This window comes from Azospirillum griseum, assembly GCF_003966125.1.
GTDB classification, from domain to species: domain Bacteria; phylum Pseudomonadota; class Alphaproteobacteria; order Azospirillales; family Azospirillaceae; genus Azospirillum; species Azospirillum griseum.
In genome coordinates, this window is the sequence record NZ_RXMA01000001.1 from 119,344 (window position 1) to 140,029 (window position 20,686).

Consider the following 20,686-nt stretch of genomic DNA (forward strand, 5'->3'; position numbering starts at 1 on the left):
CGCCTTATTCCGCCGCCAGCGCGGCCGACGCCCGGCGCGACGCCGCGACCAGCACCGCCACCGCGCAGGAGGCCAGACGGGTCCGCACGTTGTCGGCCCGGCTGGTCAGGATGATCGGCACGCGCGCACCCAGCACGATGCCCGCCGCGTCGGCGTGGGCCAGGAAGGACAGCTGCTTGGCCAGCATGTTGCCCGCTTCCAGATCGGGAACCAGCAGGATGTCGGCCTTGCCCGACACGTCGGACGTGATGCCCTTGGTGATGGCGGCCTCGCGGCTGATGGCGTTGTCGAAGGCCAGCGGGCCGTCCAGGATGCCGCCCTTGATCTGGCCCCGGTCGGCCATCTTGCACAGCGCGGCGGCTTCCAGGGTGGAGGCGATCTTCGGGTTGACGGTTTCCACCGCCGACAGGATCGCCACGCGCGGCGTCGCCACGCCCAGAACCTTCGCCAGATCGATGGCGTTCTGGACGATGTGCACCTTGTCTTCCAGGGTCGGGTAGATGTTGATCGCCGCGTCGGTGATGAGCAGCGGGCGCGGGTAGGTCGGCACGTTCATGACGAAAACATGGCTCAGCCGCCGCCCGGTGCGCAGGCCGGTTTCCTTGCGGACCACTTCGCCCATCAACTCGTCGGTGTGCAGGGAGCCTTTCATCACCGCCTCGCACTCGCCGGTGCGGGCCAGACGGACGCCGGTTTCCGCCGACGCGTGGCTGTGCGGCACATCGACCAGACGGAAGCGGGCGATGTCCAGCCCGTTGGCGTCGGCCACCGCGCGGATCTTCGCCTCCGGCCCGACCAGCACCGGATCGATCAAGCCAGCCTCCGCCGCCTCCACGGCGCCACGCAGGGAGCTTTCATCGCAGGGATGGACCACGGCGGTCGGGACCGGCGGCAGCGCCTCGCACTTCTTCAGCATGAGTTCATGGCCATCGTGGCGGATGACCTGAACCTGCGGCAGTTCGGAAGCGGAGCGGCGGACCTTCTCGGTCGGGGCCACCACCTGGGCCACGCCGGTGACAACCGGTTTGCCGTCCTGGTTGGCGGCGAGGCAATCGAAGGTCACGGCGGTGCGGGTCGCGTCCTTGGCGGTCGCGGTCACGGTCACGGTGAGGACGTCGCCCAGCCGCACCGGACGGTGGAACGTCAAATCCTGGCCCAGATACACGGTGCCCGGCCCCGGCAGCAGCGTGCCCAGCACGGCGGAGATCAGCGACGCCGACCACATGCCATGGCCGACCACCCGCCCGTCCGCCGCGTAATCCTCGTCCAGATGCGACGGGTTGAGATCACCCGACACTGTGGCGAACAGTTCGATGTCGGCCATGGTCAGGCGGCGCGACAGGCTGGCCTGCTGGCCGATGTGGATTTCCGCGAAGGTGACGTTTTCGATCATGGTGCTGCCGTTGTTGCCGTTCTGCACGATGCCGCTGCGGCCATAGAGATCGGTCGCGAGGTCGGCGGTGGCGGTGTCCATCTCTAAACTCCTCAAAGGATCGCGACCGATTGCAGGCCGAATCCTCCCAGACCCGGTTTCTGAAAAGCCGACCGGACCCTGTTCTTGGGTCTCCCGTTCACAGAAGACCGTGGGCAAGGCGGCGCGCGCCGCTTCCCAGCCCGAATGAGCGATACCGCAGCGCAGCGCGCTTCCCAATGACCTATATCAATCAAACGGCTAAGGTATTGTTACCAATAGATTACCGATGCGCATCCGAACCATTGAGCGGGCGCAGCATCGCCGCCACCGCGTCCAGCGGCGCGCGGAAATCCCAATCGAACGCCAACACCCCCCGGTTGCGCACGGCGGTCCCGACGATCTGCTGGTAGGGTTGTTTCAGCAGGGCGCAGAGAATGGCGTATTGCGGCAGGACACAGCGTTCGTGCGTCAGTTCGATCACCCTGGTTCCGGGCGGGGCAAACACCACCGCCGCCGTGCCGCCGCCGACCGGGGCGACGATGGCCTCGGCCTCACGGAACACCGCGATCTGCTCGGCCATCGACCGCCCATCAGGGACATAGCGTTCGAATCCGGCCTCGGCGAGCAGGCCCGCCACCTCCGCCTCGTTGACCAAGCCGCGATGCCCGGCCATGGCGCGGCTGAGGAACAGGCGACGCCCACCGCCAGCCACGCCGCCGCGCGACTCGGTGGGCAAACCCAGCCGGTCGCGCAGAAACGCCAGATGCTCCGGGGCCATGTATTGGAATTGATGAGTCAGGGACGGAACCCACAGGCGGCGGCAGGACAGCATCACGCCCGGCTCCACCCGGATCAACCGGTCCGCCGACAGGCCGAGCAGACCGAACAGTTCCACCACCGCCGGGCGCAGGGCGGCGGACACCAGAACCGGCAACCCCGCCAGTTCCGGGAAACGCTCCAGAACACAGAGCTTCGACGCCCAATCCAGCACACCATGGGCGAAATTGCCGTCGCCCCCCAGCAGGATCGCCTCCTCCTCCACCCGCTGGACCGCGTGAGGCAGATCCACAAGCAAACGCTCCCCCAGCCCATCGACCGCTGCCGGGTGGTGATGCACAATGTGGGGCAGCATGGTCAGGCTGCTGCGGGAGTAGGCGTGCAGCCCATCAACCACCAACGCCCCGGCCGCCGCCTCCACCGTGAAATGATGCGGATGAACCCGCCCCTCCTCCACGCGCGTCAGGAAGGTTTCGGGCAGGCGGTAGGTGATCTCGCCCCAGCGCGTCGTTCCGGTGTCCACCGCCATCGCGCGGGCGGGGGCAAGGGTCCGGTGCGCGGCCCCGGTTGCCCGGCTGGACGACTCCACCCGCAGCGCCGCCACCCGCCCGGCCCCGTGCGCTGACCGAGCCAGAGCCACCGCGCGCCGATGCCACCGCGTCGCCCCGGCCTCGTCCTCCCGCGCAAAACATTCCCCACCCAACACGCGCAGGCTGCGCGGGTCGGCGGGCCGCAGAGCCAACGCCACCCGCAACGCCGAGTCGGCGCTGTCGCGCTCCGCGCCATCCGCAAGCCGGGTCAACGCCTCCCCCAGCGCCAGGCGCCCCACCGCATCGTCCGGGCACAGACCAGCCAGACGGCGCAGCACCGCGACACCGGCAACCACGGCATCGGGCCGTCCGTCATCAACCAGCAGCGCCCCCAGCAGGGTCAGGGCCGCCGCCGAATCCGGCTGCACGGCCAGCGCCACCCGGCAGACGGCCAAGGCGGCGTTCCCCCGCCCCTGCGCCCGCAGGGCGTCGCCCAACCCGAGACGGGCGGGCAGCGCTTCCGGTGTCAGTTGGACGGCGGCGGTGAAGCAAACCGCCGCCGCACCAGGATCGCCCAGACTCAGCAACAGATCGCCTTGGCGGCAGTGGGGATCGGGATGGTTGGGCAGCAACCGGGCGGCGTGGCTATAGGCGCGCGCCGCCGGTTGGGGCTGGGCGTCGCTGCCGTCGCTCAGGCTGTTGCCCAGATTGAACCACGCGACGGCAAAGACCGGGTCAAGAGCCAACGCCCGCCGTTGCACGGCCAACGCCCAGCCCATGGCCCCGGCCCGGCGCAGCAGCGATCCGACATTGGCAAAGAACGGGGCGTCGGCCCCAGCGTTGGCGACCGCCCGCGCCAACAGGGTGCGCGCCTCCTCCCGCCCAATCTCACCACCAGCCCGACGCAGGCGCAGGGCGGCCAGCAGGGCCAACGCGTCGGCGTGCTGCGGCACCGCATCGACGATGGCGGCGGCCAACATCTCCGCCGGGGACAAACGCCCCGCGCGCTCATGTTCCAAGGCCAAACGCAACGCCTCGCCAACGGTCAAGTTCCCGTCGGCAGGAGGGACGGGATCCGAGGGAGCGGAAGCGGCGAAGGAGGCGGCGTGTGTCATGCCGTGGCAGTCTAGCCCACACGGGATGCCGCGCACAGCCTGGTGTTGCCCTCCTCTTGCGGTCGCAAAAGTGACCGATGCGCTCAACAGAGCATAGGTTTGGGACAAACCCCAACCGTTCAAACCAGAATTCACCCGTCTTGCGCAGGGGGAGCGCCGACAACGAAAGCGGATTTTGTTAAAGTTTTAGCTGAACCTTTCGCAAATACGCCGATTGTGACGGAATCCGCCAAGAAATCGCCAAAATTTTCCGTCTCATCTTTATGGATTGTTAGGGTTGGGACGCCAATATCCCGTTCATGGACATCAGTGCGCAAGAATGGCTGAAGAAACGACACCCCGATGGTCGGGGCGCTGACGGTCGTGCGCTGCCCCAGACCGGTTCAACCAGCACGCGCCACCTTCCAGAGGGCCTCTCCACCGCCGCGATCGCTTTGCTTCCGGACGCGGTCGGGGTGTTTGCCGCGATCAGCGACGACGCGGGCGTTGTCATCGATTTCGAATGGCTGCTGGCCAACCACGCGGCGGAGACGCTGATCGGGCGTGCGGGGCTGATCGGGCAGCGGTTGCGCGGCGACGGCGGCGACGCGCGCTGCGCCGGGCTGTTCCCCGTGTTGCTGGCTGGTCTTGACGGGCCGGACACCCGCGTGGTGAGCGCCAGTCTGGGCGGCAGCAACCGCACGCGCTGGCGTGTGTCGGCCACTCCCTTCCCTGGCGGGGTGTGCGCCACTCTAATTGATCTCGGCCCCGATGCACCGTCGATGGCCGAAACGCTGGCCGCCGCGCTGGAGCGGAGCGCGGAGAGCTTTGCCCTGTTCGATTCCAGCGACACGTTGGTCCACACCACCGGACGTCTGAAACAGTTCCTGCCGGAGTTGGCTGACCTTCTGCTTCCGGGAACCCCGTTTGAAACGCTCGTCCGCCGTTCCGCCCAGATGGACAGCGGGTTGACGACCGAAACCGACCGGGAGCAGTGGATCGCCACCCGGCTCGCCCACCACCGGCAAACCGACAAGCCTTTCACCCTGCGGGCGCAGGATGGGCGGTGGCTGCTGGTCAGCGAACACGCCGCCGCCGATGACGGCGTGCTGGTGATCTACGCCGACGTCACCCCGATGAAGCGCAACGAGGAGCGCCTGCGCGCGCGGGAAGCCGAAGCCCGCGCCGCCCGCCGCGACGCCGAACGGGCCAACCGCGCCAAGAGCGAATTCCTGGCCCTGATGAGCCACGAGTTGCGCACCCCGCTGAACGCCGTTCTGGGTTTCTCCGAACTGCTGATGTCGGAGGCCTTCGGACCGCTGGGCAGCCCGCGTTACCGCGACTACGCCACCGACATCCGCGACAGCGGCGAGCATCTGCTGGCGCTCATCAACGACATCCTGGATTTGTCCCGCAGCGAATCCGGGCGGATGCCGATGTCCAGTGAAGCCGTGGAGTTGAACACGACGGTCGCCCAGGTGGTCGGCATGATCCGGGAGAAGGCCGAGGAGGCCGGCGTGTCCCTGCAGGCCGACGTTGCCCGCGACCTGCCGATGCTGCTGGGCGATCCGCGCGCCATCCGCCAAATGCTGCTGAACCTGCTGTCCAACGCGGTGAAATTCACCCCCTCGGGCGGCAAGGCCATGCTGACGGCGGCGGTGATGCCCGACGGCGGGATCGGCGTGATGATCGCCGACACGGGCGTTGGCATTCCCGCCGCCGACCTGTTCCGCATCCAGGAGCCGTTCGAACGGGCCGATGTCACCATCGCCCGGCCGACCGAGGGGGCCGGGCTGGGTCTGCCCATCGTCAAGCGGCTGGTGGAGTTGCACGGCGGGCGGCTGGAACTGTCCAGCGAACTGGGGGTCGGCACATCGGCGGTTCTGATTTTCCCCGCCTCCCGCAGTCTGCCGCGCAACCTGTGCCCGCCGTTGCCGGTGCTGCCGTCCGCCGTGCGTTGACCGGGTCGGCGGGGCCGGGGGCCGGCTGGAAGTCGACCGGGAGAGGACAGAACATCGTTCCCGCTTCGTTTTCACTGTTGGCGGATCGCCGCGAATCGGCCACTCTGTGGCTCTGTTCGTCACACGTTCCGCCCGGACCATGACCGAGATTGATCCTTCCCCCACCAGCGCAACAGCCCCCACGCCATCACCGGACGCGTCCTCCACCATTGGTGCGGAGGCGGACGACACGCTGGCTCTGGGTGTCGGCGCACCGCCGATCTTCCGAGGGGTGCGGCGGGCGTTGGCCCTGCGCGGCTTCGTCAGCCTGATGGAATTCCGCCTGGCCTCCGGTCGGCGCGCCGATGTGCTGGCGGTGGACGGCAACGGGACCATCCTCATCATCGAGGTGAAAAGCGGCGTGCCGGATTTCCGGTCCGATCAGAAATGGCACGAATACGCCGAGTGGTGCGATGCCTTCTATTTCGCGGTTGATGAGGCGTTTCCCACCGAACTGATCCCGGAGGACTGCGGCCTGATGATCGCCGACGCCTATGGCGCGGACATCCTGCGCGAGGCACCGGTGCGCAAGCTTGCCCCCGCCCGACGGAAAAGCCTGATGCTGCGCGCCACCCTGACCGGGGCCGGACGGCTGCATCGGATCGAAGACCCAACCTTCCGGCAGGCCCCGCCGATTGTGTGAGACAGCGCCTGCAACCTTTTGGTGATGCGACGTTCCCACCGGTGCACGGGCGGGCACAAACCGCTAAACTGCACCGGCACGATCAACCGCAAGCGTTTCAGGACAGGCCGCGCATCATGGGGTTTCCATCCAGCACACCCGCCTCGCCCTCCCCACATCGCCCCCTCCGTGTCCTGGTGGCCGAGGATGAGGCGGTGAACCGCATGACCGCGCTGGCGCTGTTGCGCCGGGCTGGTCACAGCGTCGTCACGGTGGAAGATGGTCCTTCGGCGGTGGACGCCGCCACCGGCGGAGAGGGCGGCGGCTTCGATGTCCTGTTGATGGATTTGGGTCTGCCCGGCTTCGATGGCGACGAGGCGGTGCGGCGCATCCGCAGCCATCCCAATCACAACCCGCGCCTGCGCATCCTGATGCTGACCGCCAGCGCAACCCCTGACGGCCTGTCCCGCTGCCAATCCTGCGGGGCCGACGGGGTTCTGACCAAACCCCTGCAGTTGGAGGCGCTGGAGGCCGCGTTGGCGGGCGCACCCGCCGTGTCCGACCGCCCAGCCCCGAACGGCCGTCCCATTGACCATGCCGCCATCGCCACCATGCGGGGGCTGCTGCCCGCCGACCGTGTCGCCGCGCTGACCGCCAAGACAGCGGTCACGCTCCGCACCTACCACGCCGATCTGGACAGCGCGTGGAACGAGGGCGACGCGCGACAGGCCGGTGCCATGGCCCACAAAATCGCGGGCGTGTCGGGGCAATACGGTTGCGTGGCCCTGCGCCGAGCGGCGCAGGGGTTGGAAGCCGTTCTGGAAACCCAGGGCCTCGTTGGTGAGGCAACCATCAGCGCCCGGCAGAGCTTCGATGCGGCCTACGGTCCGGCGCTCGCCTATCTCGACGGGGTGGCGGCGGGCGGCTGAAGGTGGTGGCTTACAGCTTTTCGCCCGGCGACACCGCAACACAGCGCAGCCCGTGCCGGTTCAGCTCCGAACAGGCCTTGCGCGCGGTCTTCTCGTCCATTCCGACCATGCGGGCGCGGTAGACGGTGTCCTTGCCATTCTTCGTTTCCAGAACGGCGGTCTTCGCCCCCCGCAGCAGGAAGGGGGCCTGCTTGTTGGCCTGGGTCAACGCCTTCTGCCCCGCCGCGCGGGTGGCAAAGGCCCCGACCTGGATGCCCCACTTTTCAGCGGCCTTGCCCGCCGCCTTCGCGGTCGCCGCCGTGGCGAGGGAGGCCAACTGCACGGTCGCCCGCTTCGGGCCGACCTTGGCGGCGGTGTCGTCCTCTTCGTCCTCGTCGTCGCCTTCCGCGTCCGGCTCTTCCTTTGACAGGCGTTCGGCGCTGGCAACCAGCGCGCCGTCCTCCCGGCCCCGGTTGGGCTTGCCAAAGGCCTGATCGAGCAGAGCCGCCATCCGGTTGTCACGCGACACCGGCGATTTCCCGCCCAGCACCACGCCGACCAGACGCCGCCCGTCACGCACCGCCGAGGCGGCCAGATTGAAGCCCGACGCCACGGTGTAGCCGGTCTTGATGCCGTCCATCCCCTCATAGCGGGACATCAGGCGGTTGTGGTTCGGCAGGGTACGACCGCCATAGACGAAATTGCGGCGGCTGAAATAGGGGTAGTATTTGGCGTGGTCGGACATCAGCGCGCGCGACAGGATGGCGTAGTCGCGGGCGGTTGTGACCTGCTCCATGTTGGGCAGACCGGACGCGTTGCGGTACACGGTGTGGCGCATGCCCAATTCGCGCGCCTTGCGGGTCATCATCTCGGCAAAGCGCGATTCGGTGCCGCCCAGCGCCTCCGCCAGCACCACGGCGGCGTCGTTGGCCGATTTCGTCACCAGCCCAAGGATGGCGTTTTCCACCTTCAGCGACGATCCGGCGCGCAAGCCCAGCTTGGTCGGCGACATGCTTTCCGCCCAGGACGACACCGGCAGGCTTTGGTCCAGCGACAGGCGGCCATCCTCCAGCGCGTCAAAGGTCAGATAGAGCGTCATCATCTTGGTCAGCGACGCTGGATGGGCGATCGCGTCGGCGTCCTGCTCGTGCAGCACTTCGCCGGTGCGGGCGTCCATGATGATCGACGCCGCCTTTGCCGCCTCAGCCTCCGCCGCGCCCAAACCGGCCCCGGCCAGCCCAGCGACAACCAACGCGCCCAACGCGAACAGGGTGCGGGTCAAACGCCACGCGCTCCGCTCCCCCGCCGTTTCCGCCGCTTGAAAAGCGAACGGAAACAGGCCGTTGTGAACGGTGTTGCGCGTTACGGTCATGATGGCCCCGCCAAAGGCTGAAAACAAATGCTCGGCGGGATCGTAAAGTCGTGCCAAATCAGTGTCTAGCAAGAATTCGTTAATTTCTTGCTTTGGCTTTGGCCGCTGCCGTTGCGCCACACCCGCAGACCAAAACAACGAACGAAATGGGAAAATCCGACGCTTCAAGCCACCCACAGCGCGGGGTGATTTGACAGCGCCCGGTCAACCGCCATATCCCATAAAGGCCAAGCGCGCTGCGCAGACCACGGACCGCAGGACTCGGCAGGCCGTTCTCGTACCAGACTCCAAGGACGCAAGGCAAGACCATGATGAGACGCCGCCGCCCCGCCCTTCGCACGCTCGCCCGCCTTGCCCACCGTCCCCTGCGCCGCGCCGCGTTGACCGTCTTGGTCGTGGCGGCCCTGTCGGGCTGTTCGTCCATTGGCCCAACCGACAACCCGGTGGCCCGCAAGCTGATCTGGTTCAGCTATCTGAGCGGGGATGACCTGCGCGCGCGCTGCGGGGTTGAGGACGGCGACCGTTACCGCGTGGTGTTCAACGCCGATTACAACCAGCACATCCGCACCTACGACATCGCGACCGACCCGACGGACGGCGGCAGCGCCTTGGTTGAGGCCCGCGTCATCGAGGCAACCAATCTGGCCCGTCTGACACCGCTCGACCCGCTGTCGGCCGCGCGCGGCCAGACCGGAACCCTGCGTCTGACCGCACCGCAATTCGCCAGCGTGCTGGCCCGGTTGAAGGAGCGGGGGGCGTTCGAACCACCCACGACCACGCTGCGGCTGCCATCCAGCGGCATCTACTGGCTGATCAATGGGTGTCGGGGTGGGCGTTGGTTTTTCGCCGTTCACCCCTATCCGGCCTCGCCCTTCCGGGACGCGGCCTTTCTGGAACCCACGCGGGCGCTGGATCCGCAAACCATCCCTTTTCCGGCCCTGCCCGCCCCCGACACAGCGGCCACCGCCGCGACCGGAAACCGGCATCGGTTGGAAAACGGGGTGTCGTTCGACCTCACGGCGGACCGCGACGGTCTGGTTGGCCCAACCGCGCCCTTCGGGCGTTGGTTGCCCGAAGGAGCGCTGGCGGAGTTGCTCAACCGCTGACTCAACCGGCTGACGCCGATCATTCACCCGCCGGATGGCGGACGCGCAGGCTGTCCGGAACCAGCGTTTCGACCCACGGACCATCGGGCATGCGGCGGGCCAGTTCGGTCAGGTTGCGGTTCCACCACTGACGCTGTTCACCCAGATCGTCATAGTCGTAGTGGGACTGACGCCAGGTTCGCTTTTCGGCGTGGTAGGACACCATGTCGATGGGGAAGCCGACGTCGTTGGTGGAAAAACGGGTGCTGTCGAAGGACAGATAGGCCAGCTTCAGCGCCGTCTGCATGTCGGTCTGATAGGTCAGCGCGCGGTCAAGGATCGGCTTGCCATAGGCGGTGGCACCGATCGAGAGGTAGGGCGTGCGCTCGTCCACCTCGATCCAATTGCCTTCGGGATAGACCAGGAACATGTAGGGTTCGCGGTCTTCCGCCAATTGCCCGCCAATGATGGCGTGCAGGTTGAAATGCAGCTTCGAGGCTTCCAGTGATTCGCGGTCCTCGGCGGCCACCTGACGCAGGCAGGCGGTGAAGGCCGACACCGCGTCCAGCATCGTGGAATAGCTTTCGCTCCGCCGTTTGGCCATGTCGCGGCGCAGATAGGCCAGCGTCTTGTCGCGGACGCTGCGCAGGCCGGAATTCATGATGAAGAACCGGTCGCTGTCGTTCCCGATCATCGTCACCTTGCGGGCGGACGACAATTGCGAGCCGCTGGTGATCCGTCCATCCGACAGACCGATCAGGCCGTCGCGGGTCTTGATGCCAAGGCAATAGGTCATGCGTGAAAGGTCCTGTCTGGGCGGGCCAGTCAATTGTTCGGGCAAAGGTCGGATGCGGCGCTTCGGCACACCGCTTCTTACTTTTGTCTGAAGCGCGCGTGGAGCGGCTTCGCGCTACACTTCTCGCACATCCGGTAAAGCCTTGGTTAAGGAAAAATCCGGGTCTGACCGCAACCCGGGATTCCGTGGAGACGGACCGGGCCTCGGCCAACCGAAGAATGCCGCAGCGCACACAGGATGCTGTTGACTCCCACCCCGGTCTCGCATAGTTTCCTTATATTGCAGCGCAGCATAAGGCCGGGCGACCCAACCAACGCCGGGCCTGAACCCGCAACGTCTCATCGTCACGGAAACCGCTGTCGGCAGGCTTCGCGATCCGCAGTCGCTATCGGCGGGCCGGGGCCACATCTCACGCCCAACGCCATCAAGGCGGGCGGGGCCGGCACCAGCCAGGAAGGAACGCGCGTCATGACCAAGTTTTCGGCCACCTCCCTCGAACTCGTCACCAGCCAGGCCAAGGAACAGTATGAAGGTCTGGTGAAGGCCGGTCAGGAGCAGTCGGTCAAGCAGTTCGAAAAGACCAGCGCCGCCGCCAAGGAACAGTTCGAGAAGACCACCGCCCAGCTTCTGAAGGGCTACGAGGATCTGCAGGCCACCAGCAAGGCCAACGTGGACGCCCTGCTGGAAAGCAGCGCCATCGCCGCCAAGGGGGCCGAGGATCTGGGGCGCGAGGTTGTGGCCTACAGCCAATCCGTTCTCGACCAGTCGATCACCACCGGCAAGGCGCTGCTGACCGCCAAGAGCCTGCAAGAGGTGGTGGAACTGCAAAACAGCTTCCTGAAGTCCAGCTTCGACGCCTTCGTCGCCGAAGCCACCCGCATCCAGGAGCTGTCGGTGAAGGTGACGAACGACGCGCTCGCCCCGCTGAGCGGCCGCGTCAACGCCACGGTCGAAACCCTGTCGAAGCCGCTCGCCGCCTAACGTCCTGGCAGATCATTGGCAGCTTCAACGAGCGGCCGAACGCACGGCCTGGTCATCCGCAAGGGTGGCCGGGCCGTGTGCGTTTGGGGCCATCTCGTCGAACGGACATTCAGGATCGGCAGCTAGGGTCAACCCGTATGCTGCATTGCACAATATGCGTTGACAGCCACCCGCCGGTCGCGGTACATCATGGTTATGTTGCGGTGCAGCATATCCGGATGCCCGCCGGGCGGGATCCGGGGAACTCAACCACACCGCGCCGATTGCTGCGATCGCGGGATCGCGCGGTCGCCTCACCCTGGGGCAGAAGGAGCATAGACATGTCCGACAAGTTCGCCGCCGCCACCAAGTCCATCGAAGACGCCGTCGCCACCGCCAAGCAAAACCTGGAAGGTCTGGTCAAGGCCCAGCAGGAGCAGGTGGAAAAGGCCTCCGCCCAGATCCGCAAGAGCTACGACGACCTGTCGGTTCTGGCGAAGGGCAATGTCGACGCCGTTGTGAAGTCGTCGGCCATCGTCGCCAAGGGCGCGGAAGAGGCTGGCAAGCAGGTCGCCGCCTTCACCCAGTCCTCGCTGGAAAAGAGCGTGTCGAACGGCAAGGCCCTGCTGGCGGTCAAGACCATCCAGGAGCTGATCGAGCTGCAAAACGCCTACGCCAAGGCCAGCTTTGACGCCTTCGTCACCGAGAGCACCAAGCTCCAGGAACTGTCGGTCAAGATCGCCAACGAGGCGCTGGCCCCGCTCAACGAGCGCGTCAACGTCACCGTCGAAACGCTGGGCAAGCCGGTCGCCGCCTGATCGCGCGCCGCACCCATCGCCGACACGAAACGCCCCGCCATCACCGGCGGGGCGTTTTGCGTTTCAGGGCATCAGATCCGGTAGAGGTGCGGCACAAAGGACGCGTCCGGGCCAACGCGCGGATCGGTCGATTCGCGCACCGCCATGCCCAGGCACTTGTCGGCGACGATCCAGGCGTGCAGCACGGCGTGGACGTCGTCGCTGCGGAATCCCGGTGGGGTTTCCAGCCACACCGCGCCGTTGGCGTCCACCTGCGGCCCGTCGTCCAACACCACCGATCCACGCTCGTAAAAGCGCTGGGGAGCGGCGTCCAGGCCGCGCAGCGCCCGCGCCGTGACGGCGTCGCATGGCCCCAGCACGCTGGCGTCGAGCGCCGCCCGGCACAGGTTGGGGTGGCGGGGATAGAGGTGCGACAGCACCGCCAGCAGCCCATGATTGGACCAAAGCCAGCACCACAGGGGCGACAGCAGGCTCATCCCGCCACCCTTCAGACGGAGCAGGAACTCATCCTCCGACAGGTGATCCCAAGGATAGAGCTTGGCCAGCCAGGAGATCGGTTGCCCTTCATCGTCCTTGAAACGGCGACCGTCCCACCGGATGCTGTGCAGCGGCAACAGGCGGGTGTCCAAACCGGCCTCCCCCGCCGTCGCCGCCAGATAGGCAAGCTCGCTCTCGCGCACCGCATCCGGGGTGTCGCAGGTCAGGTGGACACGGGTCCGCCCCGGCACCCCGGCGGCCAACTCCTCCCAACGCTCCACCAACGCTTCATGCAGGCCATTGAACTGGCTGACGTCGGGGGCCATCGCCTCGCGCCAGTTGCGCTGAATGATCGACGCGGCGAACAGCCCTTCCCCGCCGTCGAAATTGCACCCCAGCAGCTTGACGCTGTCGCGCCCGTCATAGGCCAAGGTCAGACGCCCGACCAGACCACCCGCCCGCTCGTTCGGTCGGCCCGCCGCCCAATAATCGGTCCAGGACGCTTCCAGCATCCGCACCGCTTCGCCCCGGATGCCGAGCGACGCAAACATCTTGTTGTCGATGACGTAGCGGACCGCCGCGCCGATCATGGTGTGCAGTTCGTCGGCAACGCTTTCGATCAGGTCAATCTGATGAGCGCTAAACTCATAGCCGACATCCTCGCGCCAGCCGGTGCCGGCGGCCATGGCACGGACGCCAAAGGGGTATTTGCGAAGGCCGGGACGCCAGTCGGCGCGCGGTTTCAAGGGGATGCGACGCATGATCGAACCAGGACCGTCCGTGTCAAATCAACGGGGACGTCGGGCACACCTGGAAACAGCGCTGCCCAACCGCCGTTGCGCGCTGTGTGTAGCGCGGCACACACCATCGCGCCACTGCGGATCATCACCAAATTGGCAGAGAACGTGACTTTTTCAGGCACCAACACAAAAAGCCCCCGCGCGGGCGCGCAGCGGCTGTGCGTCACTCAACAGCTCTGTTGAGGGAAAAACCTCTGTTGAGGAATGGTGGAGCCGAGGGGGATCGAACCCCTGACCTCCGCAATGCCATTGCGGCGCTCTCCCAGCTGAGCTACGGCCCCTTTTGGTGCGCTTGGAGGGAGTCGAACCCCCACGACCTTTCGATCACTAGGACCTGAACCTAGCGCGTCTACCAGTTCCGCCACAAGCGCGTCCGCGTTACTTGGGGTCACGCGGGGCGCTCTATGTACCCAGCAACGGCCGCTGCCGCAAGGGAAAAATGATGCGCGCCCGATTTTTCCCGGAACCGGCTCCTGAAGCAGAAACGGTCGTCAAACGAAAACGGGCGGCGCGGTCCAATGCCGCCCGCCCGCCATAATCCCCCGGCAAACGCTGGGTCGCGCCCAATCACTCCGCCGGTTTGATCGCATAGAAACGGAACACCCGCATCCCCGCCTCGATCGCAGCGACACGGCGCACCCACATCTCGACCTCCTCCATCACCGCCACCTTGGTGCTGGCGTCCATCGTGTGTTTTTCGAGATGCTCGACCAAGCCCTGGATGGCGATGAGGATCAGGTTGCGATGGGTATCGGAAATGTCTTCCGAAATGCGCAGATCCAGATTGCGTTGGGCGAAGGCGTTGGCCATCTGGTCCTTGTTCCACAGATGGGGCTGAAGCGGTTCCTTGTCGCACCAGGATTGGATCGCCTTGGCCCCGATCTTGTCCGGTTCGGCGATGTAATCGGTGATGAGCAGATGGCCGCGCGGCTTCATCGCCAGTTCGATGCCATCGAACATCTGATCCTTGTCGCGAACCGAGAACAGCCCCTCCTTGTAAACAATGGCGTCCACACGCTTGGGGTAATGGAATTTTTCCGGGTCGAAGGTCTCGACCGGAGCCTTCTTCTCCAGCCCCATCTTGAAGGAACGGACCATGCCCTCCTTCGCCATCAGTTCCGACGCCTCCAGCCCCGTCACCCAACAGCCGAACTTGCCCGCCATGGTGCGGCTGGTCCCGCCCAGACCGGCAGCCAGATCCAACACGCTCATCGCCGGGTTCAACCCCAACGGCTTGACCAGATAGGGGATGTGCTCCGCCCCGCCAGGGGTGTTGAAGCCCTCGCCCCACAGTTTTTCCGCCACCTCGATCCGGGTGGCCGTCCACAGCGGCTTGCCCCACCGGTTCATACCGGGGCCGGGCTGCTCCACCGGCGGCGGGGGCGGAGGCGTGTCCTCCTTCTTGCCCTTCGCACCGGAGAGGTCATAGCCTTCCCACCACGCGTGCAGGCGCGATTTCAACGTCGGCCCTGATCCGCCACCCTTGTCCGTCATCGCCGCACCCACCCCTCTGGCCGAATCACACCGCCCCCGACGCCCCCGCATCGGTCGCGCCTTCATTCCCCACAGCACCGGGTGGACCAGACCGATCCCGGCGAACAACCCCCTGCGTATGCAGGCTATTCAGACCGCCCGCCCGCGCAAGCGGAAAATGGTTAAGAAAGCGTTTCAGTTCGTCGGCGTGCCGACGGACGTGCCCAAAGCGGTGGATGGCAACGCCGCCACGCGCGTTCCCGGCGCTTTCAACACGGCTTCGCAGGCGGCGGGCACATTGGCGGTGCGCGGAGTCGGGCGGCTGGCCGGCAACGCCGGACGCTCGAGCGCCGGGACGGGCGGGCGGTTCAGCCAGGACTCCAACTCCTCGCCACAGCCGTCGCCGTCGGGCTGGGGGGCCTGATCCTCGCACTCCGGGCTGCCGGATGGGCAGCTCAGGCGGATGTGCATGTGGCCGTCGTGGCCGAACCAGGGGCGCAGCTTGCCCAGAAACGCACGGTCGCTCCAAGCATGGCCGCACATCGCCTGTTTGATCACCGGGTTGACGAAGATGCGGGCAACGCGCGGGTCGCTCGCCGCGATCTGGATCAAGCGGGCCTGTCGGTCAGACCATCCCTCGTTCACCCGCATCCGGTCGTGATCGACGAATTTGATCTCCTCCAGGCTTTCCCGCCCGCTGCGGGCCATCGGCGGCAGATCCAGCCGCAGCCAGATGTCGGCGTCCAACCCGGTCTGGTGGCTGGCGTGCCCCATCGGCATCGGCCCGCCGCGCGGTTGCCCCATGTCACCGATCAACGCCGTGCCCAGCCCGGCGGCGGCGACCTTGGCACCAAAGCTCTTCACGCTGTCCACCAGTTGCGGATGGCCGAAATTGCGTTGCCGTGACAGGCGGATGACCTGATACCCGGCCCCCTCCGGCGGCAGCGCCTGCGCCCCGGCGATGCAGCCCGCCGCGTAGCCACCGATGGACCGCGCCCCCCCCAGGGACGGGCCGGTCACGGCGGCCCAGGCCACGCTCGACGCGTAAGGCGGAAGCTTGCGCGGTGCCCTCTTGCGCTCCTTCGCGCCCGCATCCCCGACCAGGCTGGTCAGCAGACCGACGCACGCAACCACACCCACCGCAAAACGCAGCATGACGCCCCCGCCAATTCATCCCGGAACTGGTCCTACCACGGCGACTCTTAAGGAATCATGGAAGGCCATGACGGGTTTGAAACACAGCCGACGGCACCCGTCCAGCCATTCTCAGTCCAGGGTCTGACGGTACCGTTTCAGCGCCAGCGCCGTGACCACCGCCAGAAAGGCCACCAGCGGCACCAGCTCCCCGGCGATCTCGGCCAATCCGTTTCCCTTCAACAGAATGCCGCGCACGATGCGCAGGAAATGGGTGAGCGGCAGCACCTCCCCCACCGTCTGCGCCCAACCGGGCATGCCCCGGAACGGGAACATGAAGCCCGACAGCAGCACCGACGGCAGAAAGAAGAAGAAGGACATCTGCATCGCCTGCAGCTGGTTCTTGGCCAGGGTGGAAAAGGTGAAGCCAACCGCCAGATTGGCGGCGATGAACACCACCAGCACCGCCGACAGCAGCCACAGGCTGCCAACGATCGGCACCCCGAACAGCAACCGCGCGGCTGCAACGATCAACACGACCTGGATGTAGCCGACACCGATGAAGGGCACGATCTTGCCCAACATCACCTCGAACGGGCGGACCGGCATGGCCAGCAGATTCTCCATGGTCCCGCGTTCCCGCTCGCGAGTGACGGCCAGGGCCGTCATCATCACCATGGTCATGCTCAACACCACACCCATCAGGCCGGGCACGACGTTGTACTGGGTGATGCCATCAGGGTTGTAGCGGCGGTGAATCCGCAGATCGATGGGGTCGGGGTCGGCGCGCAAACCGGCCAGCGGCCCGACCAGATCCGCGTTCAACGCCTGCCGGGCGATCACCGCCAGCGCCGCCAGGGCGTTGCTGGTGGCGGCCGGATCGGTCGCGTCGGCTTCCACCAGCATCGTCGGGCGTTCACCGCGTTGCAGATCGCGCGAAAACCCGACGGGAATGGTGATGGCGAACTGAACCCGGCCGGTCGCCAGCAGACGGTCGATCTCGGTCGGGTCGGTCGCGCTGTGGCGCAGGTCGAAATAGCCGGAATTGCCCATCGCCGCCGTCAACGACCGGGAAAAGGGACTGGGATCGGCGACCAACAGGGCGGTGGGCAGCCGTTTGGGGTCCGCGTTGATGGCAAAGCCGAACAGGATCAGTTGCAGGATCGGCACGCCGACCATCATGGCAAAGGTCAGACGGTCCCGCCGCATCTGGATGAGTTCCTTCACCATCACCGCGAGCAGACGCCCAAACGAAAAGGATCCCATCATGACACCCTCGCCATTCGGTTGCGCTTCTGTTTCAGCGCCGAAAGAATGCAACTGATTGACGCAGCAATATTTTTTCTCCGGCCGCCCCTTGACAAAGCCCGAGTTCCTATGAAGAAAGTGGATCTGCTGTTTACTCTTTTCTCTGGAGATTCGTCGTGAAGGCTTTTGTTGCCAAGAGCACCGCTTTTGCCGCCGCTCTGTTCCTGATGCACGGCGCCGCTCTGGCCGGGCAGCAGGATTTCACCATCGTCAACAAGACGGGTTATCCGCTGAAGCACATCTATGTCTCCGAAACCAACAACAACAGCTGGGACGAAGACATTCTGGGCCGCGACATCCTGAACGACGGTGAATACTTCAACGTCACCTTTGCCAAGGCCGAGAAGACCTGCAAGTGGGATATGAAGGTTGCCTATGACGACGGCGAAACCGCCGTGTGGGAAGGCCTGGATCTCTGCCAGATCTCCAAGCTGACCCTGAAGTGGAACAAGAGCACCGGCGTCACCAGCGCCATCAAGGAATAACACCGCCGGGGGCGTTGCCATTCGCGCCAACGCCCCCGCGTTGTTTCTGTGTTGTGTTTGCCGCATCATTGGAAATTGTCCGTGCTGCGGTTCATCAGGTGGATGAAGACATCCTCCAGCGTCGGGTCCGCCGCCGTCACCCGGCAATTCCCGCCATCGGCCCAAGGGGCCAGCGCCGCGTCCAACACCGCACCGTCCAAGCCGCTGACGTGCAGGCGACTGCCAAAGACGGCCACCATCTCGACGCCTGCGTGACCGGCCAGCGCCGCTTCGACCCGCGCCAAATCACCCCCCGACACGATGCGGGTGTGCAGACCGGATCCCGCAATCACCCGCTCGACCGGACCATGGGTCATCAACGTGCCATAGGCGATGTAGGCGATCTCGTGGCAGCGTTCCGCCTCGTCCATGTAATGGGTGCTGACCAGAACGGTCAGGCCATCGGCGGCCAGGCGGTGAATTTCGTCCCAGAACTCCCGCCGCGCCTTGGGATCGACGCCCGCCGTCGGTTCGTCCAACAGCAACAACTTGGGTTCATGCAGAATGCAGGCGGCCAGCGCCAGCCGCTGTTTCCATCCGCCCGACAACTCGCCCGCCAACTGCCGCCGCCGGTTCGCCAGCCCCAACCGCTCCAGCGCGTCGTCCACCCGGCGGCGGCGCTGGGTCAGCCCATACATGCGGGCGACGAAATCCAGATTCTCGGCGATGCTCAGATCCTCCCAGAAGCTGAATTTCTGGGTCATGTAGCCGACCTGCCGTTTGATCAACGCGCTGTGGGTGCGGATGTTCAAACCCAGACAGGTCCCCTCCCCCGCGTCGGGAGTCAGCAACCCGCAGAGCAGGCGGATCGTCGTGGTCTTGCCCGATCCGTTGGGGCCGAGAAAGCCATAGATCGCCCCGGTGTCCACCCGGATGGACACGTTGTTGACGACCAGCTTGTCGCCGAACCGTTTGACCAGCCCGCGCACGTCAATGGCTGCGGGAGTGATGGCGGGAGGGGCAATGGTTGGGGCTGCGGAACCGGATGGGACGGTCATGGCAGCGCCTCCACATCCACCGGCAGGCCCGGCGGCAGCGCCACATCCGGGGCCGCCTCCACCCGGAAGACCAGCTTTTCCCGGCTGCCGACGCTGTAGATCACCGGCGGGGTGTATTCCGCCTGGGTGGCGACGTGGGTGACACGCGCCGCGACATCCGCAGGGCAGGAATCGCAACGCACGCGCAGCCGGGTGCCGGGGGGCGTGCGGGCGATCTGGGTTTCCGGCAAGAACAGCACCAGTTTGACCCGCTGGGGCGGCAGCAGCGTCACCACCGGCGCTCCGGCGGGGACCCATTCGCCCACGTTGAACAGCGTGTCCTCCACCCGCGCGCCCGTCGGCGCGTTGGGCGCGAGATCGGCCAGCCGCTGATCGGCCTGCGCCAACGCCGCTTGCGCCTGCACCACCGCCAGTTCGGCGGCGCGCACCTGCTCGGCGCGCGCGCCCAGACCGCCCACGACCACCTGCGCCCGCGTTTCCGCCAGACGGCCCTGGTCGCGCTCAAACGCCGCCCGCGCGCTGTCGAGCTTGTCCTCCGAGGACACCTTGCGCGCCGCCAGCGCGGTTTGCCGCTCCAATTCGGCGGCGGACAGGCGCAGGGCCGCTTCGGCCTGGAGTTGCTGCGCGGCGAGCACGGCCATTTCCTCCGCCCGCTTGCCGGTGGTCAGATCCGCGCGCTGGGCGCGGGCCTGGGCCAGCGCCGCCGCCAGCCGGTCGCGCTCCGCTTGCGCGGTGGCGCGGTCGATGGCGAACAGCGGCGCACCCGCCGCCACGCTCTGCCCACGCGTCACCTCCAACCGCTCCAACCGCCCCGCCGCCGGGGCGGCGATGCGCAGATACTCGCCTTCGACATAGCCATGCGCCAGCGGCGAAACCGCCGCGCCGCCCGCCAAACCCAGCGCCTGGAGCACCCCGAAGACCAGACCCACAACCGTGTCCATCATTCCTGTCATGGCGCATCCTCCGTCACCAGCAACACCCGGCGCAGGTGATCGCGGTGCGTGGCGATCAACGCCGCCACGTCCAACGGAGCCACCGCATCAAAGCTGTTGCGCCACATCGCGCTCATCAGCAGCGGCGCGGCGATCAGCCGCACCGTGTGGTCGATGGGCAGCGGTCGAAACTCGCCACGGGCCATGCCCCGCTCCAACAGCCCGCCCAACAAGCCGAACACCCGCTGAATCACCTCGCGGTGATAGAAGGCGGCCAGTTCGGGGAAATTCCCCGCCTCGGCGATCACCAGCTTGGGAATGATCGCCACCTGCGAGGTGGCGATCATCTCTCCCGCCATCGCCAGAATGCGGTCCAACAGGGCCATGGTTGGCCCCGGTGCCCCTTCGGCCAGTCGTTCAGCCCGTTCCAGATTGGGCAGAATGGCCGCCCGGACCACCGCCTTGAACAGCTCCTCCTTGCTGGCAAAGTAAAGGTAGAGCGTGCCCTTGCTGACACCCGCGCGGTGGGCCACATCGTCCAGCCGCGCGGCGGCGTACCCCCGTTCCGCAAACACGTCCATGGCTGCGGCGACGATTTCCTGCGGGCGGTCGTCCTTTCGGCGTCGCCAACGCGGTTGATCGGTGGAGTCGGAGGGTGGCATCG

At 66.4% G+C, this 20,686-nt stretch carries 18 protein-coding genes and 2 tRNA genes; 7 read left to right on the plus strand and 13 right to left on the minus strand.

Translation table 11 applies throughout. From position 1 onward, the window contains the following. Window positions 1-4: 4 nt before the first annotated feature. A complete protein-coding gene (locus EJ903_RS00580; RefSeq protein WP_126611782.1) occupies window positions 5-1,393 on the minus strand; it encodes a bifunctional enoyl-CoA hydratase/phosphate acetyltransferase in 1,389 nt (462 codons plus the stop codon). 301 nt (window positions 1,394-1,694) lie between these two features. Beyond that, entirely contained in the window at window positions 1,695-3,770 is a 2,076-nt protein-coding gene (locus tag EJ903_RS00585) for a glycosyltransferase 61 family protein (RefSeq protein ID WP_158627853.1), read from the minus strand. A 521-nt stretch (window positions 3,771-4,291) separates the two neighbouring features. Between EJ903_RS00585 and EJ903_RS00590 the strand changes: the two genes are divergently transcribed. The 3 genes from EJ903_RS00590 to EJ903_RS00600 all read left to right on the plus strand — a co-directional run bounded on the left by EJ903_RS00590 (window position 4,292) and on the right by EJ903_RS00600 (window position 7,366). Continuing rightward, window positions 4,292-5,776, plus strand: coding sequence for a sensor histidine kinase (locus EJ903_RS00590; protein ID WP_246015035.1), 1,485 nt, complete (start codon window positions 4,292-4,294; stop codon window positions 5,774-5,776). A 139-nt stretch (window positions 5,777-5,915) separates the two neighbouring features. Beyond that, window positions 5,916-6,458: an MmcB family DNA repair protein gene (locus tag EJ903_RS00595; RefSeq protein WP_126611152.1), complete on the plus strand. Its 543-nt coding sequence runs from the start codon at window positions 5,916-5,918 to the stop codon at window positions 6,456-6,458. Between the two features lie 116 nt (window positions 6,459-6,574). Next, window positions 6,575-7,366 carry a response regulator gene (locus EJ903_RS00600; protein ID WP_126611154.1) on the plus strand — a complete coding sequence of 264 codons (792 nt, stop codon included), beginning with the start codon at window positions 6,575-6,577 and terminating at the stop codon, window positions 7,364-7,366. A gap of 10 nt (window positions 7,367-7,376) precedes the next feature. Here the strand turns inward: EJ903_RS00600 and EJ903_RS00605 are convergent, their stop codons facing one another. After that, window positions 7,377-8,717: a D-alanyl-D-alanine carboxypeptidase gene (locus EJ903_RS00605; protein ID WP_126611156.1), complete on the minus strand. Its 1,341-nt coding sequence runs from the start codon at window positions 8,715-8,717 to the stop codon at window positions 7,377-7,379. A gap of 308 nt (window positions 8,718-9,025) precedes the next feature. On the opposite strand from EJ903_RS00605, the gene EJ903_RS00610 reads away from it, so the two are divergent. Further along, a complete protein-coding gene (locus EJ903_RS00610; RefSeq protein WP_126611158.1) occupies window positions 9,026-9,823 on the plus strand; it encodes a hypothetical protein in 798 nt (265 codons plus the stop codon). A gap of 19 nt (window positions 9,824-9,842) precedes the next feature. On the opposite strand, the gene EJ903_RS00615 is transcribed toward EJ903_RS00610, so the two are convergent. Then, window positions 9,843-10,598, minus strand: a complete 756-nt coding sequence (locus EJ903_RS00615) for a proteasome-type protease (protein WP_126611161.1) — start codon at window positions 10,596-10,598, stop codon at window positions 9,843-9,845. Window positions 10,599-11,066: 468 nt separating this feature from the next. Here EJ903_RS00615 and EJ903_RS00620 point away from each other — a divergent pair, with 468 nt between their 5' ends. After that, a complete protein-coding gene (locus EJ903_RS00620) occupies window positions 11,067-11,579 on the plus strand; it encodes a phasin family protein (RefSeq protein WP_126611163.1) in 513 nt (170 codons plus the stop codon). Window positions 11,580-11,899: 320 nt separating this feature from the next. Next, a complete protein-coding gene (locus EJ903_RS00625) occupies window positions 11,900-12,376 on the plus strand; it encodes a phasin family protein (protein WP_126611165.1) in 477 nt (158 codons plus the stop codon). A gap of 71 nt (window positions 12,377-12,447) precedes the next feature. On the opposite strand, the gene EJ903_RS00630 is transcribed toward EJ903_RS00625, so the two are convergent. The 6 genes from EJ903_RS00630 to EJ903_RS00655 all read right to left on the minus strand — a co-directional run bounded on the left by EJ903_RS00630 (window position 12,448) and on the right by EJ903_RS00655 (window position 17,526). Further along, window positions 12,448-13,614 (minus strand): glutathionylspermidine synthase family protein, encoded by a 1,167-nt coding sequence (locus EJ903_RS00630; RefSeq protein WP_126611166.1) that lies wholly within the window; start codon window positions 13,612-13,614, stop codon window positions 12,448-12,450. A 244-nt stretch (window positions 13,615-13,858) separates the two neighbouring features. After that, window positions 13,859-13,934 (minus strand) — tRNA-Ala (locus tag EJ903_RS00635). A 3-nt stretch (window positions 13,935-13,937) separates the two neighbouring features. Then, window positions 13,938-14,024, minus strand: a tRNA-Leu gene (locus tag EJ903_RS00640). A 196-nt stretch (window positions 14,025-14,220) separates the two neighbouring features. Continuing rightward, window positions 14,221-15,147, minus strand: a complete 927-nt coding sequence (locus EJ903_RS00645) for a methyltransferase domain-containing protein (protein WP_246015037.1) — start codon at window positions 15,145-15,147, stop codon at window positions 14,221-14,223. Window positions 15,148-15,321: 174 nt separating this feature from the next. After that, window positions 15,322-16,281: a penicillin-insensitive murein endopeptidase gene (gene mepA, locus EJ903_RS00650; RefSeq protein WP_126611170.1), complete on the minus strand. Its 960-nt coding sequence runs from the start codon at window positions 16,279-16,281 to the stop codon at window positions 15,322-15,324. 111 nt (window positions 16,282-16,392) lie between these two features. Then, the gene (locus tag EJ903_RS00655) at window positions 16,393-17,526 is read right to left on the minus strand and encodes an ABC transporter permease (RefSeq protein WP_126611784.1); all 1,134 of its coding nucleotides are present in this window, start codon (window positions 17,524-17,526) and stop codon (window positions 16,393-16,395) included. A 158-nt stretch (window positions 17,527-17,684) separates the two neighbouring features. On the opposite strand from EJ903_RS00655, the gene EJ903_RS00660 reads away from it, so the two are divergent. Continuing rightward, on the plus strand, window positions 17,685-18,053 hold the full coding sequence (locus tag EJ903_RS00660; RefSeq protein WP_246015039.1) for a hypothetical protein: 369 nt from the start codon (window positions 17,685-17,687) through the stop codon (window positions 18,051-18,053). Between the two features lie 65 nt (window positions 18,054-18,118). Here the strand turns inward: EJ903_RS00660 and EJ903_RS00665 are convergent, their stop codons facing one another. Genes EJ903_RS00665 through EJ903_RS00675 form a run of 3 tightly spaced genes read right to left on the minus strand, consistent with a single transcriptional unit; the run spans window position 18,119 to window position 20,684 of the window. Continuing rightward, window positions 18,119-19,090, minus strand: a complete 972-nt coding sequence (locus EJ903_RS00665) for an ABC transporter ATP-binding protein (protein WP_126611172.1) — start codon at window positions 19,088-19,090, stop codon at window positions 18,119-18,121. Beyond that, window positions 19,087-20,043 carry an HlyD family secretion protein gene (locus EJ903_RS00670; protein WP_126611174.1) on the minus strand — a complete coding sequence of 319 codons (957 nt, stop codon included), beginning with the start codon at window positions 20,041-20,043 and terminating at the stop codon, window positions 19,087-19,089. Before EJ903_RS00670 ends, EJ903_RS00665 begins: the two co-directional genes overlap by 4 nt. Then, window positions 20,040-20,684, minus strand: a complete 645-nt coding sequence (locus EJ903_RS00675) for a TetR/AcrR family transcriptional regulator (protein ID WP_126611176.1) — start codon at window positions 20,682-20,684, stop codon at window positions 20,040-20,042. The genes EJ903_RS00670 and EJ903_RS00675 overlap by 4 nt, the downstream gene beginning before the upstream one ends. Between the last annotated feature and the right edge of the window lie 2 nt (window positions 20,685-20,686).